The sequence below is a fragment of the Thiopseudomonas alkaliphila genome (genome assembly GCF_001267175.1).
Classification (GTDB): Bacteria; Pseudomonadota; Gammaproteobacteria; order Pseudomonadales; family Pseudomonadaceae; genus Oblitimonas; species Oblitimonas alkaliphila.
Map to the genome: position 1 here is coordinate 1,027,746 of NZ_CP012358.1, position 24,791 is coordinate 1,052,536.

Consider the following 24,791-nt stretch of genomic DNA (forward strand, 5'->3'; position numbering starts at 1 on the left):
TCGATAAATTCTAAGCATAAAAAATGGCAGCCCATAAGCTGCCATTTTTTACTTAGCTCGCTATTACAAGTTAGGTGTCCAGGTTAAGCCTAAGCGAATGGTAAAGGGATCTTCGCGGTAGCCATAGTTACTACCTTGATAGCTGTACTGAGCACGGGTATAACCTTTATCAAAGATATTGCCTAAACGCAGATCAAAACCCAGCTCATCATTGGCTTGCCAGCTGCCCCGTAAATCTAGCGTGCCGTAACCAGCGATAGTTTTAGTGTTCTTATCATCGTTATAACTGCTACTTGCTAGCTTCCAGGTAACGCCCATGCCAAAAGCACCGAGCTGCTTATCTAAGTCATAGCTTAAGGTGCGCTTAGCACGACGTGGTAATTGATGCCCTGATTTACGATCACGCGGGTCAATAATACTGATATTTAACAAGCCATCTAAATCATAAATTTTATGCAGCAAAGACGCTTCAAAGCCATTGATGCGGGCTTTATTAATATTTTGCATGAATTTTGAGTCACGATCATAAACAATCAAGTCTTTAACATTAAGCTGATAAAGCGACGCCTCTAAGCGCAAGTCCTCAGCTATCTGACTGCGTAACTGCAACTCATAACCTTTAGATTCTTCTGGTTTTAGCTCTTCATTTCCCATAAAGGGCCAATACAAATCATTAAAAGTAGGTGCTCTAAAACCTTCAGAGTAAGCTAAAGTTAAATCGTTACGATCACCAATAGGAAATGTGAGAGCTGCATTCCAAGTATTTTTATTCCCAAATTGTTGGTTTTTATCATGCCGCACACCTAATTCAGTACTCAACAACTCACTTTCATAGCTATGCTGGATGTAGGCCGCTTGATTCCAACGACTACTCTCTGCGTATTGAGTGGTACTGCGTAACTTATCCTTAAGATAGTCAGCCCCAAAACGCAAAGTTTGGCTATCTGTTAAAACAAGTGTGTTCGTCCAGTCAGCAGAATCACGATAAGTGTTAAAATCATCCACTGTTGAGTACAGCTTATCGTAGCTATTGCCTTTGTCCTCGCTATGACCTGCTGTAAGACGAGTATTCCACCGTTCTGTTGCTTGTACTTCAATATAAGCTGCTGTAGAGCTTACTTTAAACTTATCATACGGTTCTGCTGGAACACTTTTTTTACTAGCAATGTCATAACGACCACTAGGATTATCATACTCCGTCTTACCCCGCTGCTCTAAGAAGTTAACCCCTGCTTTAACTTGATCAGTAAAGGCATGGGCCAAGCTAAAGCTAAAGGCTTTGTTACGGTACGCATCATGATCAGCATCAGAATCAAATGACTTATGAGTACGATCAAAACCACTCATCTCATCTAAACTAGCGCTCAGGTTAAAGGTCGTTTGTTGGTCGCCGCCGGATAAGCCCAAGCTCCGCTCCCACAATCCTTTATTACCAGCTGCTACCCGCACCCGACCTTGCAGCCCTTCGCTACCGCGGCGAGTAAAGATTTGAATCACCCCACCAATCGCATCTGCGCCATACACTGCCGAGCGAGCACCACGCAGTACCTCGATGCGTTCAATTTGTTCAAGGTTAAGGTGCTGCAAACTCGCACCACCTGCTGAGGCTGAACCTACCCGCACCCCGTCCACTAACACTAAGCTTTGCTTGTTGCTGGTGCCTCGAATCATTACACTCGTTGCACTACCCCGACCACCGCTTTGCTGCACTTGCACCCCAGGCACTCGGCTTAGCAAATCTGCTACGTTAACCGGCTGTAGGCGTTCGATATCATCGCGGGTAAATACGGTGACGGCCGCTGTGGTTTCTTTACTGTCTTGGGCGGTGCGGCTAGCGGTAACCACAGTGTTGGGGAGTTTAAGCGCCTGCTCATAATCCACCGAAGATTCGGCAGCAGCGGCTAAAGGTAAGGCGGCAATGGCAAGTGCCAAGCGAGAGCGTTTCATGTAAAAGGTCCTCAAAAGTGACTTTTTGAGGAGGGCAAAAAAACACAAATAGCCAGGCCAGGCCCAGCTACTTATGACGATGTCGCCCTCCGCAACATCTATCAACGGCTACAAGGCAGGTCTCCGGGCTATAACAGGCGATGTCCTCCCTTCCCAGCTATGCATCAGCCAGTGGTTTTGAGGCGCCTTAGGGTTATTTACCGTTGCGGGGGCAGCGTGAGTTTGGGCTTCACTTCCCTTTTAAGAAGATCGCTACTAACTGATCTTCACCTTGTAAACAAAAATTCTGCGCGCACGATAAGCCGCGGCCGACTGAAGGTCAAGAATGCTGATGATTTTTCAGCCAATTTGGCCCTAATTTTGCTTAATTAATAACCCTTTATGCTAAAGGCCTAGCATCTTTAATATATGAAATCTATCATTTTTTGAATTAAAAATAGATTTTTGCTATAATAGCAACTTCATCTGAGTCTTCACTGGAGGGATCGTCATGAGCAACACTCGTGGAAATGCTAAAACGAAGTCTGAAGAAGTTGAAGTAAGTAGCGATGATTTAGCCAAGAAAATGGCAGCCTTTTTAAAGAAAGGCGGCAAAGTTGAAAAAGTACCTACCGGCAAAAGCGGCCAGCAAAATATCAGCTATTTTCGTCGTTCTACTGCAGCCAACCGCAAGCCACCAAGCAAACCCAGCAAATAGCCCACAACACTTTAAGTCAGTGTTTATCACTGCACACTAAGTATTTAAACCAAAACGCGTGCCCCCTTTTTTTAAAAGGCAGTGCACGCGTTTTTTTATTGCTGAGTATTAAATAGACTACATTACGCAGCTAATCACTAAAAAAAATAAAGCGGCCACTTCAGTAATTTCAATTTGCGCTCCTACCACATCTCCAGTAATGCCGCCCAACGCCTTTACCATCGCCGTTCGCCAGGCAAATAATACCGCTAATCCCACTAGGGTAATACCTAAGGTAGTAGGCCCTAAAAACCATGCCATCAGCAAAAACTGCAGGGCAAAAAACAGCACGCGTTTAATCGTTAGCTGAAAACTGGCCAGCGCTGCGCCTAATCCTTGGGGGCGAATATAATTGGTACTAACAAACAATAACGCCACCATTAAACGCGCAACCCAAGGCACCAAAATTAACCATTGATAGGCCTGACGCTCGAGCAAATAAATTAAGCAAACGTATTTTAGTAGCAACAATAAAAACACCCCAACCACTGCCATCGGGCCGCAGTTTGGGTCTTTCATTAATTCTAAAGTACGCTCACGTACCCCATAACCACCTACCCAAGCATCTACCGTGTCGGCAAAACCATCTAAGTGCAAGGCTCCGGTTAAGACAATCCACAGGGTCAACACTAAAGCGGCGGTAATATATCCCGGCAGTGCGGCTAACAAATAGCCAGTGATGGCCATTAAGCCGCCAATTAGCACGCCAATCACTGAGTACCAAACCAGCGAGTTAGCAATTTCTTGATCGGTTGGCATCCGCGATAACTGCACTGGAAAGCGGGTTAAAAACTGCAGCGCAATTTTAAATCTAAACATGTTCCGTTCCATCTAACGAATGCCTGTAATCAATCGTAAATAAGCTGCCATGGGGCACCTCAATTTGCAGCAAGTGGCTGAGTGGCAAGCCACGGGCTTTTAGTAATAAATAGCGCATCACGCCACCATGGCTAATCAACAACACATGTTTGCCCTTACAAGCTGCTTGTAATTGGGCTAAGGCAGCTTCTATACGCTGGATAAATGCAGTTAACGGCTCTGCATTAGGCGGCGTAAAGTGCAGTGGGTCCTGCCAAAACTGGGTCAAATCAGCTTCTGCTGTTTGTATTAACTCAGCTGCAGTTTTACCTTCCCAGTCACCAAAGTGCAGCTCTTGCCAGTTCGCATCTAGTGTTAAGGGCAGCTGCTGCTGGGAGGCTAGCTTTTCAGCAAATAAGCAACAGCGCTGTAACGGTGAGCTCACTAACTGCTCAACACCGCTCAATGCGTGTACTCCCTGCCACATTTGCTGCCAACCTTGAGTAGTCAGCGGATCATCTAAACTGCCGCGAAAGGCGCCACTTAGTTCGGTAGCACCATGTCTTAAAAGGCTGAGTTGCATACTGCACCATCGCTTGCGGGCAGCTGCTGATCAACCGCCGCTTGACTAAAAGTAGCCATCTCACCGTGGAGCAAGCAAGCAGTCCGTAATAAACCTAACGCCACAGCGGCGCCACTAGCCTCTCCCAAACGCATGCCTAGCTGCAGCAAAGGTTGAGCCTGTAATGCCTGCAAGACCAATTGATGCCCGGGCTCAGCACTCTGATGGCTAAAGAGCATCCACTCTCTAGCCGCCGGACTAATACGCACCGCGTACAGCGCGGCAACACTGCTGATAAACCCATCAACTAAAGCACTGATCCCCTGCTCAGCGCAGGCGAGATAAGCGCCAGTCATCGCAGCAATTTCAAAACCACCGACTTGGGTAAGCCAATATTCCGCCTGCTCTGCAGCGCTGCTGGGCTGCTGTGAAATCGCTCGCGCAATGGCTTGCTCAATAACCCCTTGTTTATGTTGTACGCCTGCGGCATCTAAGCCGGTGCCGGCTCCAACTAGTTGCACGGCTGGTAAATCTAAAGCCGCAACCGCTAAGGCCGCTGCACTGGTGGTATTACCAATTCCCATTTCTCCAGCAATCAATAAATCAGCCCCATTGGCTTGCGCCCGTAACACCGCTTGTCGACCAATCGTCAGTGCTTGCTGACACTGCGCTGAAGTCATCGCTGCTTGCTGTAATAAGTTGGCCGTACCCTGGGCAATTGGCTGATGCAGCACACCCGATAAAGCCGGCTCTGACTCCACCATACCGCAGTCAATCACTTCTAGCTGCGCTTGCTGCTGACGAGCTAAGACACTAATCGCCGCTCCGCCCTGTACAAAGTTAACTAACATCTGCCGCGTCACACTTTGTGGGTAGGCTGAAACACCTTCAGCCACCACCCCATGGTCGGCGGCAAAAATACTAATCCATGGCTGCTTGATTGCCGGCTTGGCCGTATTTTGTTGTTTAGCTAACGTCAGCACTATGGCTTCTAACTGACCTAGAGCACCTTGGGGTTTAGTTAACTGCTGATTATGTGCCTTAGCTGCCGCCTCAGCCGCCACTGATAGCGGTTGCGGACGATAACTGGCTAAAAATTCGTTGATAAAAAACTGCTGACTCACCACGCTGCTCCTTTTAAGACATGGGGCAGCCCTGCCACGGTAAAGATCACCCGCTGACTTAACTGAGCTAAGCGCTGATGCATCCAACCGGCTTGATCTACATAACGCCGTGATAACTCTCCTAGCGGTACTATTCCTAATCCTGTCTCGTTACTGACTAAAATTAATTGCCCCGGCAACTCGGCAATGCACTCGTACAATGCCGTTAATTGCTGCTCTAGCAACTGAGGCTCATCACTGAGTAATAAATTGGTTAACCACAGAGTTAAACAATCCACTAACAAACAGCGCTCATCCCTTGCCGCTTGCTGTAGCACTTGCGCCAGCTGAATGGGCTCTTCTATTAATAACCAGTGGGCTGGGCGCTGTTGTTGGTGCTGTAAAATTCTGGCCTGCATTTCTGCATCTTGGGCTTGAGCGGTAGCAATATAAACCACCTCAAGGTCAGTTTCTGTCGCCAGTTGCTCAGCTAAGCGACTTTTACCGGAGCGAGCGCCTCCTAAAATCAATTGACATTGGCTCATAGGTCCGCCGCAGTAAGGTACGCCCGAATACGATAATCCTGGCCGACGGGGGTGATTTCTTGAATAGCTAATGCCACCGCTTGGTCCATCTGTTCAAGTGGTAAATCAAGTAGGGGACGCGCTAAATTGCCCAGCAGTTTAGGCGCCATATAGACTACTAACTCATCAAGCAATCCTGCCTGTAAGAAAGCTCCCACTAACTTAGGCCCAGCTTCAACCAATACCTCATTGGCCTCTAATTGCCCCAACTTATCAATCAGGGCCACTAAATCTACCTGTTGCCCTAAAGTACCCAATTGCCAATAGCTCGCCTGAGCTGGACTACAAGGGATTTGCGTAGAAGCCACCACCGCATGTTCAGCGCTAAAAAATGCCGCATCTAATGGCACCCGCAAACGGCTATCCACCACAATACGTAACGGCGGTTTTAACAGTGCCGCCGCAGTAAGCTCGGACGATAAGCCCAGCTCTTGCTCACGTAACGTTAAGCGGGCTTGGTCGAGAATAACCGTATCGGCACCGGTCACCACCGCGCAGCTTCGAGCCCGTAACCGCTGAACATCGGCCCGTGCCGCGGGGCCAGTAATCCACTGACTTTCGCCGCTAGCCATCGCGGTGCGGCCATCTAAACTCATGGCCAGTTTTGCCCTGACCCAAGGCCGACCAGTCTGCATGCGCTTAATAAACCCTACATTTAACGCCGCAGCTTGCGCTTGCAAAACACCCACTTGCGTCTGAATTCCGGCGGCATTAAGCATGGCAATGCCACGCCCGGCGACCTTTGGATTAGGATCTTGCAAAGCAATGATTACTTGACTGACCCCTGCCTCGACCAAAGCTAAGGCGCAAGGTGGCGTGCGCCCGACATGGCTACACGGCTCTAAAGTGACATAAGCCGTCGCACCTTTTGCTGCAGCGCCAGCTTGGCGTAGCGCATGCACTTCGGCATGGGGCTCGCCTGCCTGTAGATGAAAACCCTCACCAATAATTTGCTGTTTTTTTACCAGAACGCAGCCCACCCGAGGATTGGGCGAGGCGCTATATAACCCCTGCGCGGCTAAATCTAATGCCCGCTGCATATAGTGTTGGTGCGTAGTCATGGCTATCACTCGGCTTTAGGCTCATTGGAAATACGTTCGATTTCAGCGCGAAACTCTTTGAGATCCTGAAAGCGGCGATAGACCGAGGCAAAGCGAATATAAGCTACCTCATCGAGATTATGCAGCTCATTCATCACCAGCTCTCCCACTTTCAGTGACGGCACTTCACGCTCGCCGGTAGCCCGTAGTTTGTGCTTAATCCGAGCAATCGCTTCTTCAAGCTTTTCCACACTCACCGGGCGTTTTTCAAGTGCACGCTGCATTCCAGCCCGCAGCTTGTCTTCATCAAAGGGTTGACGGTGGCCGTCTTGTTTAATTAAGCGTGGTAATACCAGCTCAGCGGTTTCAAAGGTGGTAAAGCGCTCTCCACATTTGACGCACTCACGGCGGCGGCGTACCTGATCACCGTTTGCAACTAAACGTGAATCAATGACTTTGGTATCATTGGCACTGCAAAATGGACAAAACATAGCACTCACTTTCGATGAAATAATCAATGCATGTTAGCTCATTCCAACAGTGAACAAAAAGTATCCGCACCGGCTTTATTTACCCCTTATGACTGAATACCTTAATGAACACACCAATTGCCTTAGAAGCCAAACTACAGCAACTAATTAGCCATGCAAGCCTCAACCTAACGCCGCTGCCACAAACCTCACTCCAGCTTTGGCTAATTAATCCTGATAACATGCAAGGCCAGTTTTCTCGTGAACAAACCCAACGGGTGCTAGAAGAACCGCCTTACTGGTGCTTTTGTTGGGCCAGCGGTCTAGCTCTTGCGCAATGGATTTTAGCTAACCCACAGCAGGTGGCTGGTAAAAGTGTGATTGATGTTGGCTGCGGCAGTGGTGTGGTGGCCTTAGCCGCCAAGCGTGCAGGAGCACAGCGCGTAGTCGCCTGTGATCTCGACCCTGTGGCGTTAGCCGCCACCCAAGCTAATGCCAAGGCCAACCAGCTTGAACTAGAGTACAGCTTTGATTTATTCAGCCAAACCGAGCGCTACGACTGCCTGTTTGCCGCTGATTTACTTTATGATCCTGATAACCTACCACTGCTTAATCAGTTTCCCCGCTTTGCGCGGCAGATTACGATTGCCGACTCACGGCAGCGCAACTTTAGCCATCCGCTGTATCAAACCAGCCAACGTTTAGTTGCAGAAACGCTGCCCGATCTAGCCGAGCCTGAAGAGTTTCGTCAGGTTACCCTGTATCAAAGCGTGGCTCGCTAAATGCTTAGATACAACCAATTAGCGCACTAAGGTTTGCGCTGGCATCCCAGCGCTTTATAATGCGCGCACTTTCATCTTTCTGTTAGGTATTGTGTTCCCATGGTTAAAAAACTTTATATCGAAACCCACGGCTGCCAAATGAATGAGTATGACAGCTCACGCATGGTTGACTTGCTGGGCGATCATCAAGCTATGGAGACCACTGATAACCCCGCAGAAGCGGATGTGATTCTGCTCAATACCTGCTCGATTCGTGAAAAAGCGCAAGAAAAAGTGTTTTCCCAATTAGGTCGCTGGCGCGAGCTAAAAGCAGAGAATCCTGATCTAGTGATTGGGGTTGGTGGCTGCGTTGCCAGCCAAGAAGGCGAAACCATTCGCAGCCGTGCGCCCTATGTCGATGTGGTATTTGGCCCACAGACCTTGCACCGTTTACCAGAAATGATTGATGCAGCGCGGGATACCGGCAAGCCGCAAGTTGATATCTCGTTTCCTGAAATTGAAAAGTTTGACCGCCTACCCGAGCCACGCGTCGATGGGCCTAGCGCTTATGTTTCGGTCATGGAAGGCTGCAGTAAATACTGCACCTTCTGTGTTGTACCCTATACCCGCGGAGAAGAAGTCAGCCGCCCCTTTAATGATGTCATGCTTGAAGTGATCCACCTCGCCGAAAATGGCGTACGTGAAATTACCCTACTGGGGCAAAACGTGAATGGTTACCGCGGCAGTACAGCCGATGGCCAACTGATGGACTTAGCTGACTTAATTCGTGCGGTGGCTGCAGTCGATGGGATTGATCGTATTCGCTACACCACATCCCACCCCTTAGAGTTTTCAGATTCGCTGATTCAAGCCCACGCTGAAGTACCTGAACTGGTTAAGTATCTGCACCTGCCAGTACAATCAGGTTCTGACCGCGTGCTCGCCAATATGAAGCGCAACCACACTGCTCTTGAATACAAATCACGGATTCGTAAACTTAAAGCAGCGGTGCCTGATATTTTAATCAGCTCTGATTTTATTGTCGGCTTCCCGGGTGAAACTGAAAAAGATTTTCAGCAAACCATGAAGCTGATTGAAGATATTGGCTTTGATTTTTCTTACTCCTTTGTTTACAGCGCACGCCCCGGTACCCCAGCAGCCGATTTGCCTGACGACACCCCAGAGCAAGAGAAAAAGCGCCGTCTCGCTTTACTGCAACATCGCATTCAGCAACAAGGTTTTGAAAATAGCCGCCGCATGGTTGGTACCGTGCAACGCATCTTAGTCACCGACTATTCGAAAAAAGACCCAGGCAAGCTGCAAGGCCGTACCGAGCACAACCGCGTGGTTAACTTCCAAAGTAACAACCCGCTCTTAATTGGCCAGTTCGTTGATGTTGAAATTCTCGAAGCTAAGCCGTTCTCCCTTGCTGGTAAGTTAGTAGATCCCGCTTAATTGCCCTCCTCACTAGCAGCTCATACCCGAGCTGCTAGTACTTTAGCCCTAAGTAATCGCTGCTATTGACCCATTGCTGACTAGTAATGCCCATGCCACAGTAAGTCCATCTGTGTTGAGCTATCTAGAGGTGCTGTGATGAATTCTACTCGTTATGCTGGCCAATGTTTTTGTGGCGCAGTGCAACTCACTGCTACCGGCGCTCCTGAAGCAATGGGCTATTGCCATTGCCAGTCCTGCCGGCACTGGTCTGCCGGACCTGTAAATGCCTTTACCCTCTGGCAGCCTACTGCAGTTGAAATTACCCAAGGCGCTGAACAGTTACTACGCTACCAAAAAACGCCACATAGCATTCGTCACTCCTGCGCTAAATGCGGTGGTCATCTATTAACTGAACACCCTGGTATGGGCTTAACTGATGTCTATGCCGCTATTTTGCCAGACCTTCAGTTTCAGCCAAGTGTGCATGTGCATTACCAAGAAAGCGTATTACCCATTAAAGACGGCCTACCCAAACTGCGTGATATGCCCGCCGAGATGGGCGGCTCAGGTGAGCTACTCGCCGAATAATCTCCCCCACCCTGGGTGGGCTTTATACAGTGAGCCCGTTTTTAGTGTTGGGCTCACTGTATTTTTTACGGGCTTAGTACTGCTGCGGATAACCGGTAACTTTGGCAATACTGCGATATAAAGGCTGTAAACGCCGATACATTTTTTTATACACCTGGTGATATAGCCGTTGATACAGCTGATGATTTTCAGCATTAGGATAAAATGTCTGCCCGGTCTGGGTCATCGCTGCGAGCGCTGCAGAAAAGCTGTTGTACCAACCGAGCCCGACCGCACAACAAATAGCGGCCCCCAAGCCCGAAGTTTCAATGGTCGCGGGGCGCTGCACCGGCAAACCAAACACATCGGCGGTAATCTGCATGGCCATATCACTTTGTGAACCACCACCTGACACTCTCACTTCAGTAATAGGTACTTTCGTTTTAGCCTCAATCTGCTCTTTTCCCTGACGCAAACCATAAGCTAAACCTTCAAGAATCGCGCGATAAATATGCCCACGCGTATGCACATCACCAAAACCGATAATTGCACCTTTCGCTTCAGCACCTGGCTCTTTCACTCCTGGTGTCCAATACGGTTGCAACATTAAACCCATCGAACCCGCAGGAATACGCTGCACTAGCTCATCAAATAATGACTCTACCGAAACTCCCAGTTGCTCAGCTCGCAGCGCCTCCTGCAAGCCAAACTCGCGTTTAAACCAACTCACCATCCAAAACCCCCGGTAAATCATCACTTCGGTAGTAAAGTGCCGAGGCAGTGCCGCTGGATAAGCGGGCAATAACCGCGTTACCTCAAGGTATCTAGCTTGGGTAGTATTGATCGTTGCTGTGGTGCCATAGGATAAACTCGCGACATGCGGCTCTACTGCATTAGAACCCAAAATCTCACAGGCTTTATCGGCTGCTGCGGCAATTACCGGAACTCCTGCGGGCAAGCCAATATGCGCTGCGGCGGCGGGCAATAACGCCCCAATCAGTTCAGCTGGCTGTACCAATTCCGGTAACTGTTCAGGTCTCAAGGGCAATGCCTGCCATTTCCAATCATTCGCTGAAGCCCAGCCCTGCTTTTTATAATCAAAAGGTAAGTAAGCCACACAACTTGCCACTGAGTCGGTAAATCGACCGGTCAGGTGGTAATGAAAATAGCCCGAGAGCAACAACACTTTATGGGTTTGTGCATGTATTTCAGGCTGCTCAATAGCCACCCAGTTCACCTCGGCTTGTGAACGAAAATAATCCACCAAAGTTGTCGCACCAGCCAGTTTAAATAACCAGCGCCATTTTCTAGATAAGCGCTTGCTGACTGTCGTACGCCGTTGATCTAACCACAGCATAACAGGACGTAACGCTTGCCCAGTTTGGTCGACATGCACTAAGCTGCCACGCTGAGTGGTGACACTCAGCCCCTTAATTTGCTCAGGGGTAATTGAGGTTTGCTGCCACAGTTGCTGGCAGGCTTGGCCTAAGGCTTGCCAATAATAATCAGCATCCTGCTCTGCCCAGCCAGGCTGCAAAGAGTAGTAAGGATCAAGTTCAATCCGACTGATACTTTGCACTTGCCCTTGCGCATCAAACAAGATCGCGCGAATACTTTGTGTGCCGCTATCAATGCTGAGCAGATAACTCATACCAACAACTCCTCAGGCAAACTATAGTAACGCTGCCAAATCTCCAAATAACGTTTAACCTGCTGCTGCCACTGCTGATCACTCCACTCTAATTCAGCTTGGCATAAGGTTTTAATTAGCGGCAATAGCGCTCGCCCTCCTTCAGCAAGCAATAAACCAATTCGTGTACGACGTAATAACAAGTCATCCAGCTGCAACACCTGCTCATAGCGACAAGCAAACACTAACTCCGCTTGATACAAAGGCAAGCCCGCCAGCTGCTCAGTTCCTAGCTGCTGAAACAGCGCCAGCAAGTCACCCACACCTTGCCCATAGTAGCCAAGTAAACGCTGGCGCTGCTGCCAACCAATTGCCGCTGGAAAATTCCAGTCAGGTATAGCTAACTGCCAACTTTGATCAATACTTTTGGATTTTAAGTGGCGCGTTAATTGCAAAGCACAGTGCTGCACAACCTCCGCTGCCAGTAACCGATACGTGGTGAGTTTACCGCCCGCCACTGACACTCTGCCCGGTTCTTGCCAGATATGGTGCTCACGACTCGCAGCCGACGGTGCTTGATCTTGGCGTTGTTTGGTTACAATCGGGCGTACTCCCGACCAGGTAGAGCGTACGTCATTAATTGTTAGCCGAGCCTCTGGAAATAGGTGATTAGCCGCTGCCAGCAGGTACAGACACTCAGCTGCCTCAATCCGCGCTTCTTGTTGTAAATCTTGCTGATGATCAAGATCGGTAGTGCCAATAATGGTGGCGCCTGCCCATGGAAATACAAATACTGAACGCTGATCCTGCGGATGCCTAAAACTAATCGCTTGGCTAACGGGTAGTCGCCAATAAGGTAATAACAAATGACTGCCGCGCAGTGGGCGTAATTGATAATTATCTGACTGCGGAAGATCAGTCCAGACACCTGCAGCTTGCGCTACTACCTGACTCGTTAATGAGTAAGCCTGCCCTGATAGCTGATCAACCACTTGCAAGCCAACAATCCTTTGCTGCTGATAAATAGGTGCTTGCACTTGCACTTGAGTTAATACTTCAGCACCGAGTGCCCGCGCTGCTTGCAAAACCCGCAGCACTAAACGCACGTCGTCGGTAATCGCATCTTGGAAGCAATTGATAGCCGTTAATTGTTGCTGCTTGAGCGCAGGTGCTAAGTAGTCTGCAGCGGTGTGAGAATATTGCCGATGCTGACGCTGCCCAGCCAAGGTATCGTAAACCTTTAAGGTTGCACTCATTATGCAAGGCCCAGGAAACTCACCTTTATAATGTGGATAGGCAAACGGCAGCGGCTCGATCAAGCCATGCATTGCCTGTAGTAAATATTGACGCTGCTGGGCGCTATCCCGAGTTAAGCGCCAGTGGCCTTGCGCTAAATAACGCAATCCGCCATGCACCATTTTTGATGAGCGGCTCGAGGTTCCCCAAGCAATGTCTTGCTGTTCAACTAGCAAACAACGCCAGCCTTGCTGAGCGGCAGCAAGCAAAATACCAGCACCAGTAATTCCGCCTCCCACCACAACTAAGTCCCACTGTTGGCTGAGCAAATCAGACAGCTGTTGCTTTCGCCACTGATGATTCCAAGGCGCTATATGCATGCTAGATCTCCGTCAATCTTGGAACAAAACTCCCGGCACCAATTGCTGTTGCGGGTCATAATACTGTGCTACCTGTCGAATCGCTTGTAAGCCAAGCTCGCCTTTTTCTTGCGCTAACCAAGGCGCATGATCACGCCCTACACCATGCTGGTGGCTAATGGTACCTTGCTGATCAACAATCACTTGGCTGGCTGCCATTTTTGCCGCCTGCCAACGCTGGTAAGTTGCGGCATAGCTATCTGCTACTGGCAGGATATAGGTGGTATAAATACTCGAGCCTTGGGCATAGACATGCGATAAATGACTAAACACGTGAGTAGGCGTATCAAGCTTGGCTAAACTGGCACTAATTGCTTGCTCCATTTGCTGCATTAAGTGGCTAGTATTGCTCCATGGAGTCGCGGTCTCTAAGGTGTCCACCAGATAACCTAGTTGCCATAAAGCCTCGCGTAAGTACGGGGACTTAAAGCGATTTTCTAACCACTTAGCACCTAATTTTTTGCTAATAAATGCGACGCCCGAACGCTTTAATAGGGCATGGGTTTGCGCCAGTGCCAGCTTATTCTTAGCTTTGCTGCCAGTAACAGCAAAGGTTAGTAAGCATTTTTGCGTCCCCATTCCGCGCCAGCCTAAATACTTATTCAGCCAATAAATTTGCTGCGGGCTAGCCGCTAAGGCAAGCTGAGTTTCGGTTTCAATCGGGTTTGAGAGACGCAACATAGAAAGCGCTACTTGCTCTTGTGCTAACTGACGCACCGCTGCTAGCGCTGTCTCCCAATCAGGTAAAAACACGCTAAAAAACTGCTCTTGCTCAGGTAGCTTAGAAACATTGACTTTAACTTGTGAAATAATCCCAAAGCGCCCCTCAGAACCCATCACCCATTCGCGCAAATCAGGGCCAGCTGCGGAGGCAGGAAAAGTAGGCAGCTCTAAAGGGCCGGCAAAGGTTTCCAAGATGCCACCAGCAAATAGTTGTTCGATTCGCCCGTAATTAAGCGATTGTTGGCCACTGGAGCGAGTCGCGACCCAGCCACCTAAAGTGGATAACTCCCAAGATTGCGGAAAATGCCCTAAGGTGTAGCCTTTGGCGCGTAACTGACTTTCAACTTCGGGGCCATTAGCACCCGGGCCAATTGTTGCCACGCAACTGAGCGGATCTAAGTCCAGCAACTGATTCATGCGCGCCAACGAAACCGTGATTATCGGGCGTTGATCAGGCAAAGGATTAATATGCCCAGCCACAGAAGTGCCGCCGCCATAAGGAATCAACACAATCTGTGCTTGTGCTGCCCAGGCCAATAACTCTCGAACTTCTGCTGGATTTTCAGGAAAGGCTACGCCATCGGGAAATAGGCCAAACTCGCCGGAGCGCATCGCTAACCAATCGGCAGCACTTTGTCCACGCGCATGGCGTACGCGTACTTCCGGATCCGTATTAACTAACCTATGATTCGGTGCTCGACTCGCTGGCACCTTAGCTAATACCTGCTCTAAGTTCGCATCTTGCAGCGGTGCTGCTTGACCGATGAGCTGCTGCAAAAAAGCAGCCCCATGCGTTGGTAAATCCAGATTTATTGCAGAACTGCCCCAGCCATTCCAGCGTCGCATTGCTACCACCTCCAAATCCCATCAGTCTGTCGATAATAACTACAGTTATTGACGGTTTGGCAGTCCATAATTCCCATAAAGTAGCCAATCGCGCCACTTTCTTCTAAAGTAAGGGAATCCAATAGTTCAAGTGACTACAATGCTCAAACACTCCTCTGTCGCAGTACTAGCGCGCTTCGTAAATTATGCGAAACAGCTCCAGATTAATCCTGAAGCTGCATTAATCGCTGCCGATATCTGCCCTAGCATCTTACAAGATAATAGTCAGCGCCTGCCGACACTCGCCTTAGAACAGGTGCTGCTAGAGTTGGCTGCACAAAGCCAAGACCCGTTATTTGGCTTGCATGCAGCACAGTCTATTCAGCCTGCCTCGTGGAGCATTTTGGGTTATATCACCATGAATTGCGCCACCCTTGGGCAAGCGATTGAGCGCATTATTCCTTACGAAGCATTGGTTGGTGATAGTGGCTATAGTGAAATTCACTCCCATCAAGATACGCTAGAGCTAATCTGGCACTGCCGGCATCAATCAGTCATTGCCAGTCGACATCTTGCGGAAAATGTCTTAGCTGCCTGGCTAAGTTACGCGCAACATTTAACCGGCACGCAGCATGCGCCACTACAGGTTAATTTTATCCATGCCGCTGCCAGTGACCTAGCTGCTTATCACGCGGTGTTTAATTGTGCACTTAACTTTAATCAACCGCGTAACAGCTTAGTCATTCCTTTGGATTACATGAACCTGCCATTGCAACAGGCGGATGCCCATTTACTGAATACGCTAGAACAGCATGCCAGTCAGTTACTAATAGCTAATGCGCTTAAGCAGAACTGTATTAGCCAACAAGTGCAAAACTATTTACAAACCCATTTAGCACAAGAGTCACTTAACAAACAACAAGTCGCCGAACACTTGCAACTGAGCGTGCGAACCTTAGATCGCCGTTTACAAAAAGCCGGCACTAGCTTTCAGCAGCTATTGGATCAAACCCGAATACAACAAGCTGAATATCTACTGCTGCATTCAGACCTAACCCTGCTAGAAATAGCCGATGCACTGGGCTTTAGCGAGTCACGCTCATTCTTCCGCCACTTCAAAAAGCACAAACAAACCACCCCGCTCGTTTTTAGACAGCAGCATTAATAGCCATTGTTTAAGCAGGAAACTCCACAACCGGGTCATCCTCTTGCCATGGCTGATATTTATGCATGACTTGCAAAAACAAAGGATGCTGCAGCCAGGCATTTAGCCAGCGCTGCAAGTTGGGATAAGGCAGCTCAGCAAATACCTGCCGATCGACATGGGCGAACTGGCGAATAAACGGCATGATACCGATATCGGCAAGACTGATTTTATCGCCTAAGAGAAAACTCTGATTTAGCAGCAACTGCTCCAACTGCTGCAAGAAAACCTCGCCTTGCAGCCGATATTCGAGCTGAGTCATTTCAGGATAGCGATCAGCGTATTTATAGCGATCTAACCAATGCTTAAACTGCCGATCATTCTGCTCAACTAATGCGTAGCCTTGAGTCAAGGTAGATTCATCAAGTAACTGCTGTGGATCCTGCTGCTGCAAAGCCCAGCGCATAATATCAAGACTTTCATCAATCACTTGCCCATCGGGCAGTTGCAAAACAGGTACTGTGCCTTTGGGACTAATTGCCAACATCTGCGCTGGCTTGTTGCGCAACACAATCTCCCGCAACTCAACCTGCAACCCTGCAAATAAAATCCCTAATCGCGCACGCATCGCATAGGGGCAACGGCGGAAGGAATAAAGAATAGGAAAATTAAAACCCATATAAAGTTACCGATTATTAATCGCCTACAAAAGCGATCTCAACGCAAGCTGTTCAACGCCTTAAGATGCAACTTAAAAAGATTAACCAATAACTGATAGCTAGGCTCTCTTTGCCTTGCCGCTAAACATGCCTGAGCCATCTTCTCGCCAGAAACAGCAGCCCATTCAAATGCATAACCATGCAAAGCCACTAGCTGATCAAAAAAGACTCTTTGCGTACGGCCGTTACCTTCACGAAAAGCATGAATAGCATTTATTCGGCCAAAGTAATAAGCAACTCTTTGAATAAGGGCTGGCTTAGCAAGATTTGCTAATAAGTTCTCAGCATGCAATTCAGAGAAGATTTCATTCGCTACTTTTTCAATTAATTGGTAGGGTAAAAAAAGCTGACCACCCTTAGAAATTTCAGTCAACCTGACCTGTCCAGCCCAAGGATAAATATCTGCAAATAACGCCTGATGAATGGCTGATAGATGCGCTAGATTAAAATCACCTGCAATAGGACTTTTTATTAACTCTGCAAGATTAATGGCAACACCTTCTTGCTCAGCCTCATTTAGCAACTTGGTATCTTGAATATTTAAGCAGTTAATTAAACAGGTGGAATTAGCTTGTAAATAGGGATCTTCTTCTTGAAGATCATAGTTCTCATAGCCTTCCATTTAGCTTTTTAGCTGAGAGTACTTAGCTAACCATTTTGCCCGCAACGAAGCAGCACTCACCTGCCCTTGAACAATCCGCAGCATTGCTTGCTGCTGCTTTGCTGTAAGGACGATACCCTCAATAGCCATAGACCCAATAGCTTGATTGACTTTAAATACTGCTTCTTGTTCTGATAGAACGCTCATCTAAACTCTCCTAAGCAAAACTACCCTTGCCTGCAGAATAGAGCAATGAGTCCGAACACTCAACTAGTTGCTGATAAATAGATTAGCTTATCAGCCTTCAATCACTGTAGAAAGTCGCTTACTGTTTAAGCAGCGCAGTTTCAAGAATTAAACGCTGTCGCCTTAGCTAAAACTAAAAATTATTATTTCAAACTATAAGTAGGCCATGCCAACTATGCCGTTACTTAGAGACACCTTTGAAGCAATAAAAACTGCAGACGAAAAAAAAGAGTCTTTCGACTCTTTTTTATAATTCAGCTTATCGCTAAATTTGGAGCGGGAAACGAGACTCGAACTCGCGACCCCAACCTTGGCAAGGTTGTGCTCTACCAACTGAGCTATTCCCGCAGAATGTGGCGTCCCCTAGGGGGTTCGAACCCCTGTTACCGCCGTGAAAGGGCGGTGTCCTAGGCCTCTAGACGAAGGGGACGCAGGTTGGAAACTTGGTTTCCTACTTCTTAAAACGACTAAGCTTTTGCTTGTTTGTCTCTGGAAGTGGCGCGTATATTAGAGTAGATTTCAGGATCCGTCAAGCACTTTTATTAAAATATTTTAAAATCACTGTTTGGCGGTTAATACGGGCATAAATAACAGCTCAACCTCGGTTGCCCAATCAAAGCTTTCGCCCTGCTCTAGCGCGGCAAAGCGACGATCTTCTAACTGTTGGAACAGCTCAATTTCAGCATCTGGCATATAGTGCAAACAATCACCGCCAAAAAACCAGAGTAAATCCCGTGGCACCAGATGAGCAATCTGCGGATAACGCTGAAAAATCTGGCAGATAATTTCTTGCCCTAAATACAAATCTGCTTGGCTTTGCTGCAACTCTGCAACCATTTCATCAAAGCGCTCAATAAACAGCTCGCTATTGCCCTCTGGCATCAGCTCGATCTCTTGCTCAGCCACCGCCTGCAACACGGTGCGCACGTGGGCTAATAAGCTGAGTTGATGCTGCAAATAACTATCGGACATGTCCTACCCTCCATAAAACTGCGGCGTAGAATAGCGCAGTTTGCTTGTTCTCGCTGAATTGATTGGCTTGACTGGTATTTCCAGTCAATAAAAAAAGCCCCCAAGTCCGAAGACTTGAGGGCTTTACCCTAAGACGACCAGCTATGCAGCTAGATAGGGTTACACACGCTCAAAAATGGTCGTGATGCCTTGGCCGAGACCAATACACATAGTCGCGATACCTAACTTACCATCATTTTGCTTCATCACGTTGAGTAAGGTTCCGGAGATACGTGCTCCCGAGCAACCAAATGGGTGACCTAAAGCGATCGCACCACCGTGCAAGTTAACCTTCTCTTCCATTACATTGAGTAATTTCAGATCTTTCAGTACTGGCAACGACTGCGCCGCAAAGGCTTCGTTGAGCTCCCAGAAATCAATGTCTTCAATGCTTAAGCCAGCACGCTTCAGCGCTTTCTTAGTTGAAGGCACTGGGCCGTAACCCATGATTGCTGGATCAACACCTGCTACCGCCATGCCACGCACCACCGCCATTGGCTCAATGCCTAGGTCTTTAGCACGTTGCCATGACATCACGATCATGCCTGAAGCACCGTCAGTGATCTGCGAAGAAGTACCTGCAGTTACTGTACCGTTCTTTGGATCAAACGCAGGGCGCAGTGCGGCTAAGCTCTCAAGCGTAGTTTCTGGACGAATAGTTTCATCGTAATCAAATACTTTTAAGAAACCGTTCTCGTCGTAGCCTTCCATTGGCAGAATTTCGTCTTTGAACTTACCTTCAACTGTCGCTTTTTGCGCTAAACGGTGTGAACGCTCACCAAAGGCATCTTGCTGCTCACGGGTAATGCCGTGCATTTTACCGAGCATTTCCGCGGTTAAGCCCATCATGCCTGAGGCTTTAGCGGCGTGCAGCGACATATGTGGGTTTGGGTCCACACCGTGCATCATGCCAACGTGGCCCATGTGCTCAACACCACCGATCACAAATACATCACCGTTACCGGTTTGAATTGCTTGAACTGCGGTGTGCAGTGCGCTCATGGACGATCCACATAAACGGCTAACGGTTTGTGCCGAGCTGGTGTGCGGGATTTGCGTCATTAACGACGCCATACGCGCAATGTTCCAGCCCTGCTCTAGGGTTTGGTTAACGCAGCCCCAGATTACATCTTCAACTTCTGCGGGGTTAATTTTTTCGTTGCGATTCAACAATTCACGAATTACGTGTGCTGATAAATCTTCAGCACGAGTGTTACGGTGCATGCCGCCTTTGGAACGACCCATTGGGGTACGGCCAAAGTCAACAATGACTGCATCTCTTGGATTTAAGCTCATTTCTATACTCTCGCTCTAATCTGTCCGCAATTAACCGAAGAACTTCTGGCCATTTTTAGCCATTTCACGAAGTTTTTCAGTTGGATGGTATAGCGGTCCTAAATCTGCATACTTGTCAGCTAAGGCCACAAATTCGGCTACACCGATGCTATCAATGTAACGTAACGCACCACCACGGAATGGAGGGAAACCAATACCGTAGATCAAGCCCATATCGGCTTCAGCTGCGGTTTCAACAATGCCATCTTCTAGGCAGCGTACGGTTTCTAAGCACAGAGGAATCATCATCCAGTTAATGATGTCTTCGTCGGTTAGCTCTAGGTTTTCGTAAACAATTGGGGCTAATACGTCTTTAATCGACTCATCCACCACCTTTTTCGGCTTGCCACGCTTATCCGTTTCGTAAGCGTAGAAACCTTTACCGTTTTTCTGACCTAAACGATCAGCTTCGTATAAGGCATCAACCGCTGAACGACGCTCGTCCTTCATACGATCTGGGAAACCTTCAGCCATTACGTCACGGCCATGGTGACCGGTATCAATTCCCACTACGTCCATCAGGTACGCAGGCCCCATAGGCCAGCCAAAACGCTCCATGATTTTATCGATGCGGACAAAATCTACACCAGCGCTGACTAACTTGGCGAAACCACCAAAGTAAGGGAAGAGTACGCGGTTAACTAAGAAGCCTGGGCAGTCATTAACCACGATTGGGTTTTTACCCATTTTCTTAGCGTAAGCTACTGTCGTTGCTACCGCTTCTTCTGAGGAGTGCTCACCACGAATCACTTCAACCAATGGCATCATGTGCACTGGGTTAAAGAAGTGCATACCGACAAAGTTTTCTGGGCGCTTCAGCGCTTTTGCCAGCAGGTTAATTGAGATTGTTGAGGTGTTAGAAGCCAGAATAGTGTTCTCGCTAACATTTTGCTCAACTTCTGCCAGCACTGCGTGCTTAACTTTCGGGTTTTCAACTACTGCTTCAACCACCAGATCCACAGTATTAAAGTCACCGTAGGATAAGGTTGGGCGAATACGATTTAATGCCTCAGCCATTTTCAGTGGAGTTAAGCGCTTACGCTCAACACGCTTAGCAAATAACTTAGCGGCTTCTTCTAGACCGGTTTCGATACCCGCTTCATTGATGTCTTTCATCAAAATTGGGGTACCTTTGAGGGCTGACTGGTAAGCAATACCGCCACCCATGATGCCAGCACCTAAAACTGCAGACATTTTTACGTCGGATGCTAGTTTGTCGTACTCTTTCGCTTTGTGCTTAAGTGCCTGATCATTAAGGAACAGACCCACTAAGCTAGCCGCTACTGAGGTTTTAGCTAATTTAGCAAAGCCTTTAGCTTCTACTTCTAATGCTTTATCACGGCCCATGTTGGCCGCTTTTTGCATGGTTTTAATCGCTTCAACTGGCGCTGGGTAGTTGGGGCCTGCTTTACCAGCCACAAAACCTTTAGCGGTTTCAAACGCCATCATTTGCTCAATGGCATTTAATTTTAGCTTTTCTAACTTCGGCTGACGCTTAGCTTTATAGTCTAGCTCGCCTGCAATAGCACGCTTAAGTAAGTCTAAAGCAGCTGGCTTTAACTGATCCTGGCTCACGACCACATCAACTAAACCAACTTTCAGCGCTTCTTCAGCACGGCCTTCTTTACCGGCTGCGATCCACTCAATGGCGTTATCAGCACCAATTAGGCGCGGCATACGCACAGTTCCACCGAAGCCTGGGTAGATACCTAACTTAACTTCTGGCAAGCCGACTTTGGCGCCATCAGCCAGTACGCGGTAATCAGCCGCCATACACATTTCTAGACCACCGCCTAAGGCAATACCATTAATGGCAACTGCGGTAGGTACAGCTAAGTCTTCAAAGGCATTAAAGATTTGGTTGGCTTCTAGAGTGAACTGAGCCAGCTCTTCTTCGCTGCGGTTAAAGTTATCGGCAAACTCGGTAATGTCAGCACCAACAATAAATACGTCTTTACCACTGCTAACTAATACACCTTTAACCGAACTATCAGCCGCGATGGCGCTAGTGGCTGCTTGTAATTCTTCTAAAGTTTGACGGTTAAACTTGTTTACGGACTCACCATTGAGGTCAAATTTTAACTCAACGATGCCATCTTCAAGTGCCTTAACCGTGATGGCTTTACCTTCGTAAATCATCAACTGATCTCCACGCTAGGGAAGCTGAACAAGAACATCGAGTCCAAAGCCCTTTGCTGCTTTAGTTCGATGCATGAGCGACAAAATAGTTTTCATACGCTCGTTTGATTTGGTGTACACACTTTCAAGAAAATAACCGCGCTTGTCAATCAAAGCGCCGAGTTTTTCTGTAATAAAACTTATAAACCTTTGTGATTACAGACTAAAGAATTAGTTTCCTTACTCCCAACCTCGCTTTTGCCGAACAGTTTTTACTCCACTTGCGGCAATGCGTGCAGTCCATTTATTTTTCCAGTAGTCTAGCCTTAAGATGTTAAAGCGCCTCTGCGTTAATCCCTTAAGGAGAGTCACCATGTGCTACACACATATTCTGGTTGCAACTGACCTTGCTGAAGACTGCCATCCCGTACTAGAGCGTGCCAATGCAATTGCCGAACGCTTTGATTGCATGTTGTCTTTTTTACATGTAGTTGAACCCATGTCCGTAGCCTTTGGCGCCGATGTACCGATGGACTTATCACTACTACAAGAGCAACAAACCGAGCAAGCACGGGAAAAGCTCGAAGCCTTTACAGCAGGTTTTCCACGGATCACCCCCGACCACTGCCATTTACGCGTAGGCCAGCCAAAACATGAAATTCATGAAATGGCCAGGGAACAAAAGGTTGATTTGATTGTAGTTGGCAGTCATGGACGCCATGGTCTAGCCCTGCTATTGGGCTCTACTACCAATGATGTGTTATCCAAGGCACCCTGTGATGTACTCGCGGTTGCCCTCAATAAGCAAGAAACAGAAGACACTGAGTAGTAAAAGCACCGCTCTCTTTTTCGCTAAAGCCAGCACAACTGCTGGCTTTTTTACGTCAAGCATTACTTATCGCTAACAGACAGTATTCAAGCATTCGTTTTAAATACCACGCTTAACTAGAATAAAGAGTCTTCGGTATGCAAAAAACGGCAAAAACATTCCTTTATAGCAGCCTATTCGTAGCGTTATTTAGCGCTTCAGTACAGGCCAAACAAGCTCCTGTCATTACGGTTGATGCAGCGCAACAAGCCGCTATGCGTTATGACGTGGAAATGGATATTTTTCATCCGGTCTACGCCAAGCAAGGCATGGTTGCTAGTGAGCAAATGCTTGCCACCGAAGTTGGCCTAGCCATTTTGCAACAAGGCGGTAATGCCATTGATGCTGCGGTTGCGGTAGGTTTTGCCTTAGCCGTAGTGCTGCCTAATGCCGGCAACATTGGTGGCGGTGGCTTTATGCTGTTGCATGATGCCAAAACTGGTAACAATACTGCGCTCGATTTTCGTGAAGTAGCCCCGGAAAAAGCCCACCGTGACATGTACCTAGATGCACAAAAAAATGTGATACAAGGTAAATCTATGTATAGCCACCAAGCCGTTGGAGTGCCAGGCACCGTAGCTGGCCTTGAGCTCGCGCTTAATAAATGGGGCAGCATGAACCTTGAGCAAGTGCTAGCGCCTGCAATTAAACTGGCTGAAGAGGGTTTTGTGGTTAGCGATACGCTGGCAAAAATTTTACAAGCCGAAGCAGATAATTTAAAAAAATGGCCCGCCTCTAAAGCAATCTTCTTTAATGGCGACGCCCCTCTAAAGTCGGGCGAGCGCTTAGTACAAAAAGATTTAGCACAATCACTTAATAAAATAGCTAAAGAAGGTAGCTCTGCTTTCTACAAAGGCGATATTGCTAAAGCCATTGTCGCCGAAATGCAAAAGCATGGTGGCATGATTCAGCTGCAAGACTTAGCCAGCTATAAAGCCATTGAGCGCGAAACTATTTCTGGTGAATACCGTGGTTATCAAGTGGTCAGCATGCCACCACCCAGCTCAGGTGGCATCCACTTGCTGCAAATTTTAAATATTCTGTCGCACTTTCCGCTGGCTGAGTTAGGGGCTAATAGCGCCGAAAGCATTCGCTTAATTGCCGAAGCCTCTAAATTGGCCTATGCCGACCGCTCAGAGTTTTTAGGTGATCCCGCTTTTGTGCAAATGCCCGTCCAAGGCCTCATCAGCAAAGGCTACGCCCAGCAATTAGCCAACAGCATTAAACCTAATCAAGTTCGTCCCGCTGCCGAGATCAAACCTGGCCAACCGCAACCCTTTGAAAGTGATCAAACCACCCATTATTCGGTGGTGGATCAGCAAGGCAACATGGTGGGCGTGACTTATACGTTAAATCTTAACTTTGGCAGTGGCATTGTCGCCGAAGGCACCGGGATTTTGCTGAACAACGAAATGGATGACTTTTCCGCCAAACCCGGCGTCGCTAACGCCTTTGGTTTAGTCGGTGGCGATGCTAACGCGATTGCGGCTGGCAAACGTCCGCTATCTTCCATGATGCCCACTTTTATCCTCAAGGATAATAAGCCGTGGATGGTAACAGGCAGCCCAGGTGGGGCGCGAATTATCACCACCGTTTTACAAACCGTCATTAACAGTATTGATTACGGTATGAACCCAGCAGAAGCGGCATCAGTACCACGTATTCACCACCAATGGCAGCCTGATGAGTTACGGGTTGAAAAAGGCCTAAGCCAAGATACGCTAAACCTGCTCAACAATTGGGGCTACGATGTGCAAACCAAAGCCTCAATGGGCCGCACCCAAACCATTCAGATTCGTGACGATGGTTTCTACGGTTATTCCGATCCACGCAACCCAGATGGCGGCACCTTAGGCTACTAAGCCACTAGCCATTAACAAAACACCCCGCTCAGTACAAACTGGCGGGGTG

The 24,791-nt window shown here is 48.1% G+C and carries 23 protein-coding genes, 2 tRNA genes and 1 riboswitch; of the genes, 7 read left to right on the plus strand and 18 right to left on the minus strand.

Annotated elements, in window-relative coordinates; all coding sequences use genetic code 11:
- Positions 1 to 63: 63 nt before the first annotated feature.
- Entirely contained in the window at positions 64 to 1,947 is a 1,884-nt protein-coding gene (locus AKN87_RS04975) for a TonB-dependent receptor domain-containing protein (RefSeq protein ID WP_053102676.1), read from the minus strand.
- Positions 1,948 to 2,044: 97 nt separating this feature from the next.
- A riboswitch (cobalamin riboswitch) is annotated at positions 2,045 to 2,236 on the minus strand.
- A gap of 201 nt (positions 2,237 to 2,437) precedes the next feature.
- Here AKN87_RS04975 and AKN87_RS04980 point away from each other — a divergent pair.
- The gene (locus AKN87_RS04980; RefSeq protein WP_053100015.1) at positions 2,438 to 2,644 is read left to right on the plus strand and encodes a hypothetical protein; all 207 of its coding nucleotides are present in this window, start codon (positions 2,438 to 2,440) and stop codon (positions 2,642 to 2,644) included.
- A gap of 117 nt (positions 2,645 to 2,761) precedes the next feature.
- On the opposite strand, the gene AKN87_RS04985 is transcribed toward AKN87_RS04980, so the two are convergent.
- Genes AKN87_RS04985 through nrdR form a run of 6 tightly spaced genes read right to left on the minus strand, consistent with a single transcriptional unit; the run spans position 2,762 to position 7,261 of the window.
- Positions 2,762 to 3,502: an adenosylcobinamide-GDP ribazoletransferase gene (locus AKN87_RS04985; protein WP_053102677.1), complete on the minus strand. Its 741-nt coding sequence runs from the start codon at positions 3,500 to 3,502 to the stop codon at positions 2,762 to 2,764.
- Positions 3,495 to 4,064, minus strand: coding sequence for a histidine phosphatase family protein (locus AKN87_RS04990; protein ID WP_053102678.1), 570 nt, complete (start codon positions 4,062 to 4,064; stop codon positions 3,495 to 3,497). The genes AKN87_RS04985 and AKN87_RS04990 overlap by 8 nt, the downstream gene beginning before the upstream one ends.
- A complete protein-coding gene (cobT, locus tag AKN87_RS04995) occupies positions 4,046 to 5,149 on the minus strand; it encodes a nicotinate-nucleotide--dimethylbenzimidazole phosphoribosyltransferase (protein ID WP_053103627.1) in 1,104 nt (367 codons plus the stop codon). Before cobT ends, AKN87_RS04990 begins: the two co-directional genes overlap by 19 nt.
- Before the next feature lie 14 nt (positions 5,150 to 5,163).
- Positions 5,164 to 5,691 carry a bifunctional adenosylcobinamide kinase/adenosylcobinamide-phosphate guanylyltransferase gene (gene cobU / locus AKN87_RS05000; protein WP_053100019.1) on the minus strand — a complete coding sequence of 176 codons (528 nt, stop codon included), beginning with the start codon at positions 5,689 to 5,691 and terminating at the stop codon, positions 5,164 to 5,166.
- Positions 5,688 to 6,791, minus strand: a complete 1,104-nt coding sequence (ribD, locus tag AKN87_RS05005) for a bifunctional diaminohydroxyphosphoribosylaminopyrimidine deaminase/5-amino-6-(5-phosphoribosylamino)uracil reductase RibD (protein ID WP_053100020.1) — start codon at positions 6,789 to 6,791, stop codon at positions 5,688 to 5,690. The genes cobU and ribD overlap by 4 nt, the downstream gene beginning before the upstream one ends.
- Positions 6,792 to 6,796: 5 nt before the next feature.
- Positions 6,797 to 7,261 (minus strand): transcriptional regulator NrdR, encoded by a 465-nt coding sequence (gene nrdR / locus AKN87_RS05010; RefSeq protein WP_053102679.1) that lies wholly within the window; start codon positions 7,259 to 7,261, stop codon positions 6,797 to 6,799.
- Positions 7,262 to 7,365: 104 nt separating this feature from the next.
- Between nrdR and AKN87_RS05015 the strand changes: the two genes are divergently transcribed.
- From AKN87_RS05015 to AKN87_RS05025, 3 genes are all read left to right on the plus strand, one after another.
- Entirely contained in the window at positions 7,366 to 8,022 is a 657-nt protein-coding gene (locus tag AKN87_RS05015) for a class I SAM-dependent methyltransferase (protein ID WP_053100022.1), read from the plus strand.
- A gap of 99 nt (positions 8,023 to 8,121) precedes the next feature.
- Positions 8,122 to 9,456: a tRNA (N6-isopentenyl adenosine(37)-C2)-methylthiotransferase MiaB gene (miaB, locus tag AKN87_RS05020; RefSeq protein ID WP_053100023.1), complete on the plus strand. Its 1,335-nt coding sequence runs from the start codon at positions 8,122 to 8,124 to the stop codon at positions 9,454 to 9,456.
- 138 nt (positions 9,457 to 9,594) lie between these two features.
- Positions 9,595 to 10,026 (plus strand): GFA family protein, encoded by a 432-nt coding sequence (locus AKN87_RS05025; protein WP_053100024.1) that lies wholly within the window; start codon positions 9,595 to 9,597, stop codon positions 10,024 to 10,026.
- Between the two features lie 73 nt (positions 10,027 to 10,099).
- Here AKN87_RS05025 and AKN87_RS05030 read toward each other — a convergent pair whose 3' ends face one another.
- From AKN87_RS05030 to AKN87_RS05040, 3 genes are read right to left on the minus strand one after another with little or no spacing between them, the layout of a single operon-like run.
- A complete protein-coding gene (locus tag AKN87_RS05030; RefSeq protein WP_053100025.1) occupies positions 10,100 to 11,656 on the minus strand; it encodes an FGGY-family carbohydrate kinase in 1,557 nt (518 codons plus the stop codon).
- Complete coding sequence (locus AKN87_RS05035; protein WP_053100026.1) at positions 11,653 to 13,251, minus strand: glycerol-3-phosphate dehydrogenase/oxidase; 1,599 nt, start codon at positions 13,249 to 13,251, stop codon at positions 11,653 to 11,655. Before AKN87_RS05035 ends, AKN87_RS05030 begins: the two co-directional genes overlap by 4 nt.
- 12 nt (positions 13,252 to 13,263) lie before the next feature.
- Positions 13,264 to 14,859: an FAD-binding oxidoreductase gene (locus AKN87_RS05040; RefSeq protein ID WP_053102680.1), complete on the minus strand. Its 1,596-nt coding sequence runs from the start codon at positions 14,857 to 14,859 to the stop codon at positions 13,264 to 13,266.
- 139 nt (positions 14,860 to 14,998) lie between these two features.
- On the opposite strand from AKN87_RS05040, the gene AKN87_RS05045 reads away from it, so the two are divergent.
- Positions 14,999 to 16,003 (plus strand): AraC family transcriptional regulator, encoded by a 1,005-nt coding sequence (locus AKN87_RS05045; RefSeq protein WP_053100030.1) that lies wholly within the window; start codon positions 14,999 to 15,001, stop codon positions 16,001 to 16,003.
- A gap of 10 nt (positions 16,004 to 16,013) precedes the next feature.
- On the opposite strand, the gene AKN87_RS05050 is transcribed toward AKN87_RS05045, so the two are convergent.
- The 8 genes from AKN87_RS05050 to fadB form a co-directional block, all read right to left on the minus strand.
- The gene (locus tag AKN87_RS05050) at positions 16,014 to 16,661 is read right to left on the minus strand and encodes a glutathione S-transferase (protein ID WP_053100031.1); all 648 of its coding nucleotides are present in this window, start codon (positions 16,659 to 16,661) and stop codon (positions 16,014 to 16,016) included.
- 38 nt (positions 16,662 to 16,699) lie between these two features.
- Complete coding sequence (locus AKN87_RS05055; RefSeq protein WP_053100032.1) at positions 16,700 to 17,323, minus strand: Fic/DOC family protein; 624 nt, start codon at positions 17,321 to 17,323, stop codon at positions 16,700 to 16,702.
- Positions 17,324 to 17,509, minus strand: a complete 186-nt coding sequence (locus AKN87_RS05060; protein ID WP_053100033.1) for an antitoxin VbhA family protein — start codon at positions 17,507 to 17,509, stop codon at positions 17,324 to 17,326. It abuts the gene before it with no gap.
- A 311-nt stretch (positions 17,510 to 17,820) separates the two neighbouring features.
- Positions 17,821 to 17,896: transfer RNA gene (locus AKN87_RS05065), tRNA-Gly, on the minus strand.
- A gap of 6 nt (positions 17,897 to 17,902) precedes the next feature.
- Positions 17,903 to 17,978 (minus strand) — tRNA-Glu (locus AKN87_RS05070).
- A 128-nt stretch (positions 17,979 to 18,106) separates the two neighbouring features.
- Positions 18,107 to 18,520 (minus strand): PA2817 family protein, encoded by a 414-nt coding sequence (locus AKN87_RS05075; protein ID WP_053100034.1) that lies wholly within the window; start codon positions 18,518 to 18,520, stop codon positions 18,107 to 18,109.
- Positions 18,521 to 18,679: 159 nt separating this feature from the next.
- Complete coding sequence (fadA, locus tag AKN87_RS05080) at positions 18,680 to 19,855, minus strand: acetyl-CoA C-acyltransferase FadA (protein ID WP_053100035.1); 1,176 nt, start codon at positions 19,853 to 19,855, stop codon at positions 18,680 to 18,682.
- A 30-nt stretch (positions 19,856 to 19,885) separates the two neighbouring features.
- Positions 19,886 to 22,033: a fatty acid oxidation complex subunit alpha FadB gene (gene fadB / locus AKN87_RS05085; RefSeq protein ID WP_053102681.1), complete on the minus strand. Its 2,148-nt coding sequence runs from the start codon at positions 22,031 to 22,033 to the stop codon at positions 19,886 to 19,888.
- Positions 22,034 to 22,385: 352 nt separating this feature from the next.
- Here fadB and AKN87_RS05090 point away from each other — a divergent pair, with 352 nt between their 5' ends.
- Positions 22,386 to 22,841 (plus strand): universal stress protein, encoded by a 456-nt coding sequence (locus AKN87_RS05090; RefSeq protein ID WP_053100038.1) that lies wholly within the window; start codon positions 22,386 to 22,388, stop codon positions 22,839 to 22,841.
- 137 nt (positions 22,842 to 22,978) lie between these two features.
- Positions 22,979 to 24,742: a gamma-glutamyltransferase gene (gene ggt, locus AKN87_RS05095; RefSeq protein ID WP_053100039.1), complete on the plus strand. Its 1,764-nt coding sequence runs from the start codon at positions 22,979 to 22,981 to the stop codon at positions 24,740 to 24,742.
- Positions 24,743 to 24,791 lie beyond the last annotated feature (49 nt).

Coding starts and splice junctions, on each gene's coding strand:
- AKN87_RS04975 (WP_053102676.1), bottom strand. CDS start 1,947: ATGAAACGCTCTCGCTTGGCACTTGCCATTGCCGCCTTACCTTTAGCC.
- AKN87_RS04980 (WP_053100015.1), top strand. CDS start 2,438: ATGAGCAACACTCGTGGAAATGCTAAAACGAAGTCTGAAGAAGTTGAA.
- AKN87_RS04985 (WP_053102677.1), bottom strand. CDS start 3,502: ATGTTTAGATTTAAAATTGCGCTGCAGTTTTTAACCCGCTTTCCAGTG.
- AKN87_RS04990 (WP_053102678.1), bottom strand. CDS start 4,064: ATGCAACTCAGCCTTTTAAGACATGGTGCTACCGAACTAAGTGGCGCC.
- cobU (WP_053100019.1), bottom strand. CDS start 5,691: ATGAGCCAATGTCAATTGATTTTAGGAGGCGCTCGCTCCGGTAAAAGT.
- ribD (WP_053100020.1), bottom strand. CDS start 6,791: ATGACTACGCACCAACACTATATGCAGCGGGCATTAGATTTAGCCGCG.
- nrdR (WP_053102679.1), bottom strand. CDS start 7,261: ATGTTTTGTCCATTTTGCAGTGCCAATGATACCAAAGTCATTGATTCA.
- AKN87_RS05015 (WP_053100022.1), top strand. CDS start 7,366: ATGAACACACCAATTGCCTTAGAAGCCAAACTACAGCAACTAATTAGC.
- miaB (WP_053100023.1), top strand. CDS start 8,122: ATGGTTAAAAAACTTTATATCGAAACCCACGGCTGCCAAATGAATGAG.
- AKN87_RS05025 (WP_053100024.1), top strand. CDS start 9,595: ATGAATTCTACTCGTTATGCTGGCCAATGTTTTTGTGGCGCAGTGCAA.
- AKN87_RS05030 (WP_053100025.1), bottom strand. CDS start 11,656: ATGAGTTATCTGCTCAGCATTGATAGCGGCACACAAAGTATTCGCGCG.
- AKN87_RS05035 (WP_053100026.1), bottom strand. CDS start 13,251: ATGCATATAGCGCCTTGGAATCATCAGTGGCGAAAGCAACAGCTGTCT.
- AKN87_RS05040 (WP_053102680.1), bottom strand. CDS start 14,859: ATGCGACGCTGGAATGGCTGGGGCAGTTCTGCAATAAATCTGGATTTA.
- AKN87_RS05045 (WP_053100030.1), top strand. CDS start 14,999: ATGCTCAAACACTCCTCTGTCGCAGTACTAGCGCGCTTCGTAAATTAT.
- AKN87_RS05050 (WP_053100031.1), bottom strand. CDS start 16,661: ATGGGTTTTAATTTTCCTATTCTTTATTCCTTCCGCCGTTGCCCCTAT.
- AKN87_RS05055 (WP_053100032.1), bottom strand. CDS start 17,323: ATGGAAGGCTATGAGAACTATGATCTTCAAGAAGAAGATCCCTATTTA.
- AKN87_RS05060 (WP_053100033.1), bottom strand. CDS start 17,509: ATGAGCGTTCTATCAGAACAAGAAGCAGTATTTAAAGTCAATCAAGCT.
- AKN87_RS05075 (WP_053100034.1), bottom strand. CDS start 18,520: ATGTCCGATAGTTATTTGCAGCATCAACTCAGCTTATTAGCCCACGTG.
- fadA (WP_053100035.1), bottom strand. CDS start 19,855: ATGAGCTTAAATCCAAGAGATGCAGTCATTGTTGACTTTGGCCGTACC.
- fadB (WP_053102681.1), bottom strand. CDS start 22,033: ATGATTTACGAAGGTAAAGCCATCACGGTTAAGGCACTTGAAGATGGC.
- AKN87_RS05090 (WP_053100038.1), top strand. CDS start 22,386: ATGTGCTACACACATATTCTGGTTGCAACTGACCTTGCTGAAGACTGC.
- ggt (WP_053100039.1), top strand. CDS start 22,979: ATGCAAAAAACGGCAAAAACATTCCTTTATAGCAGCCTATTCGTAGCG.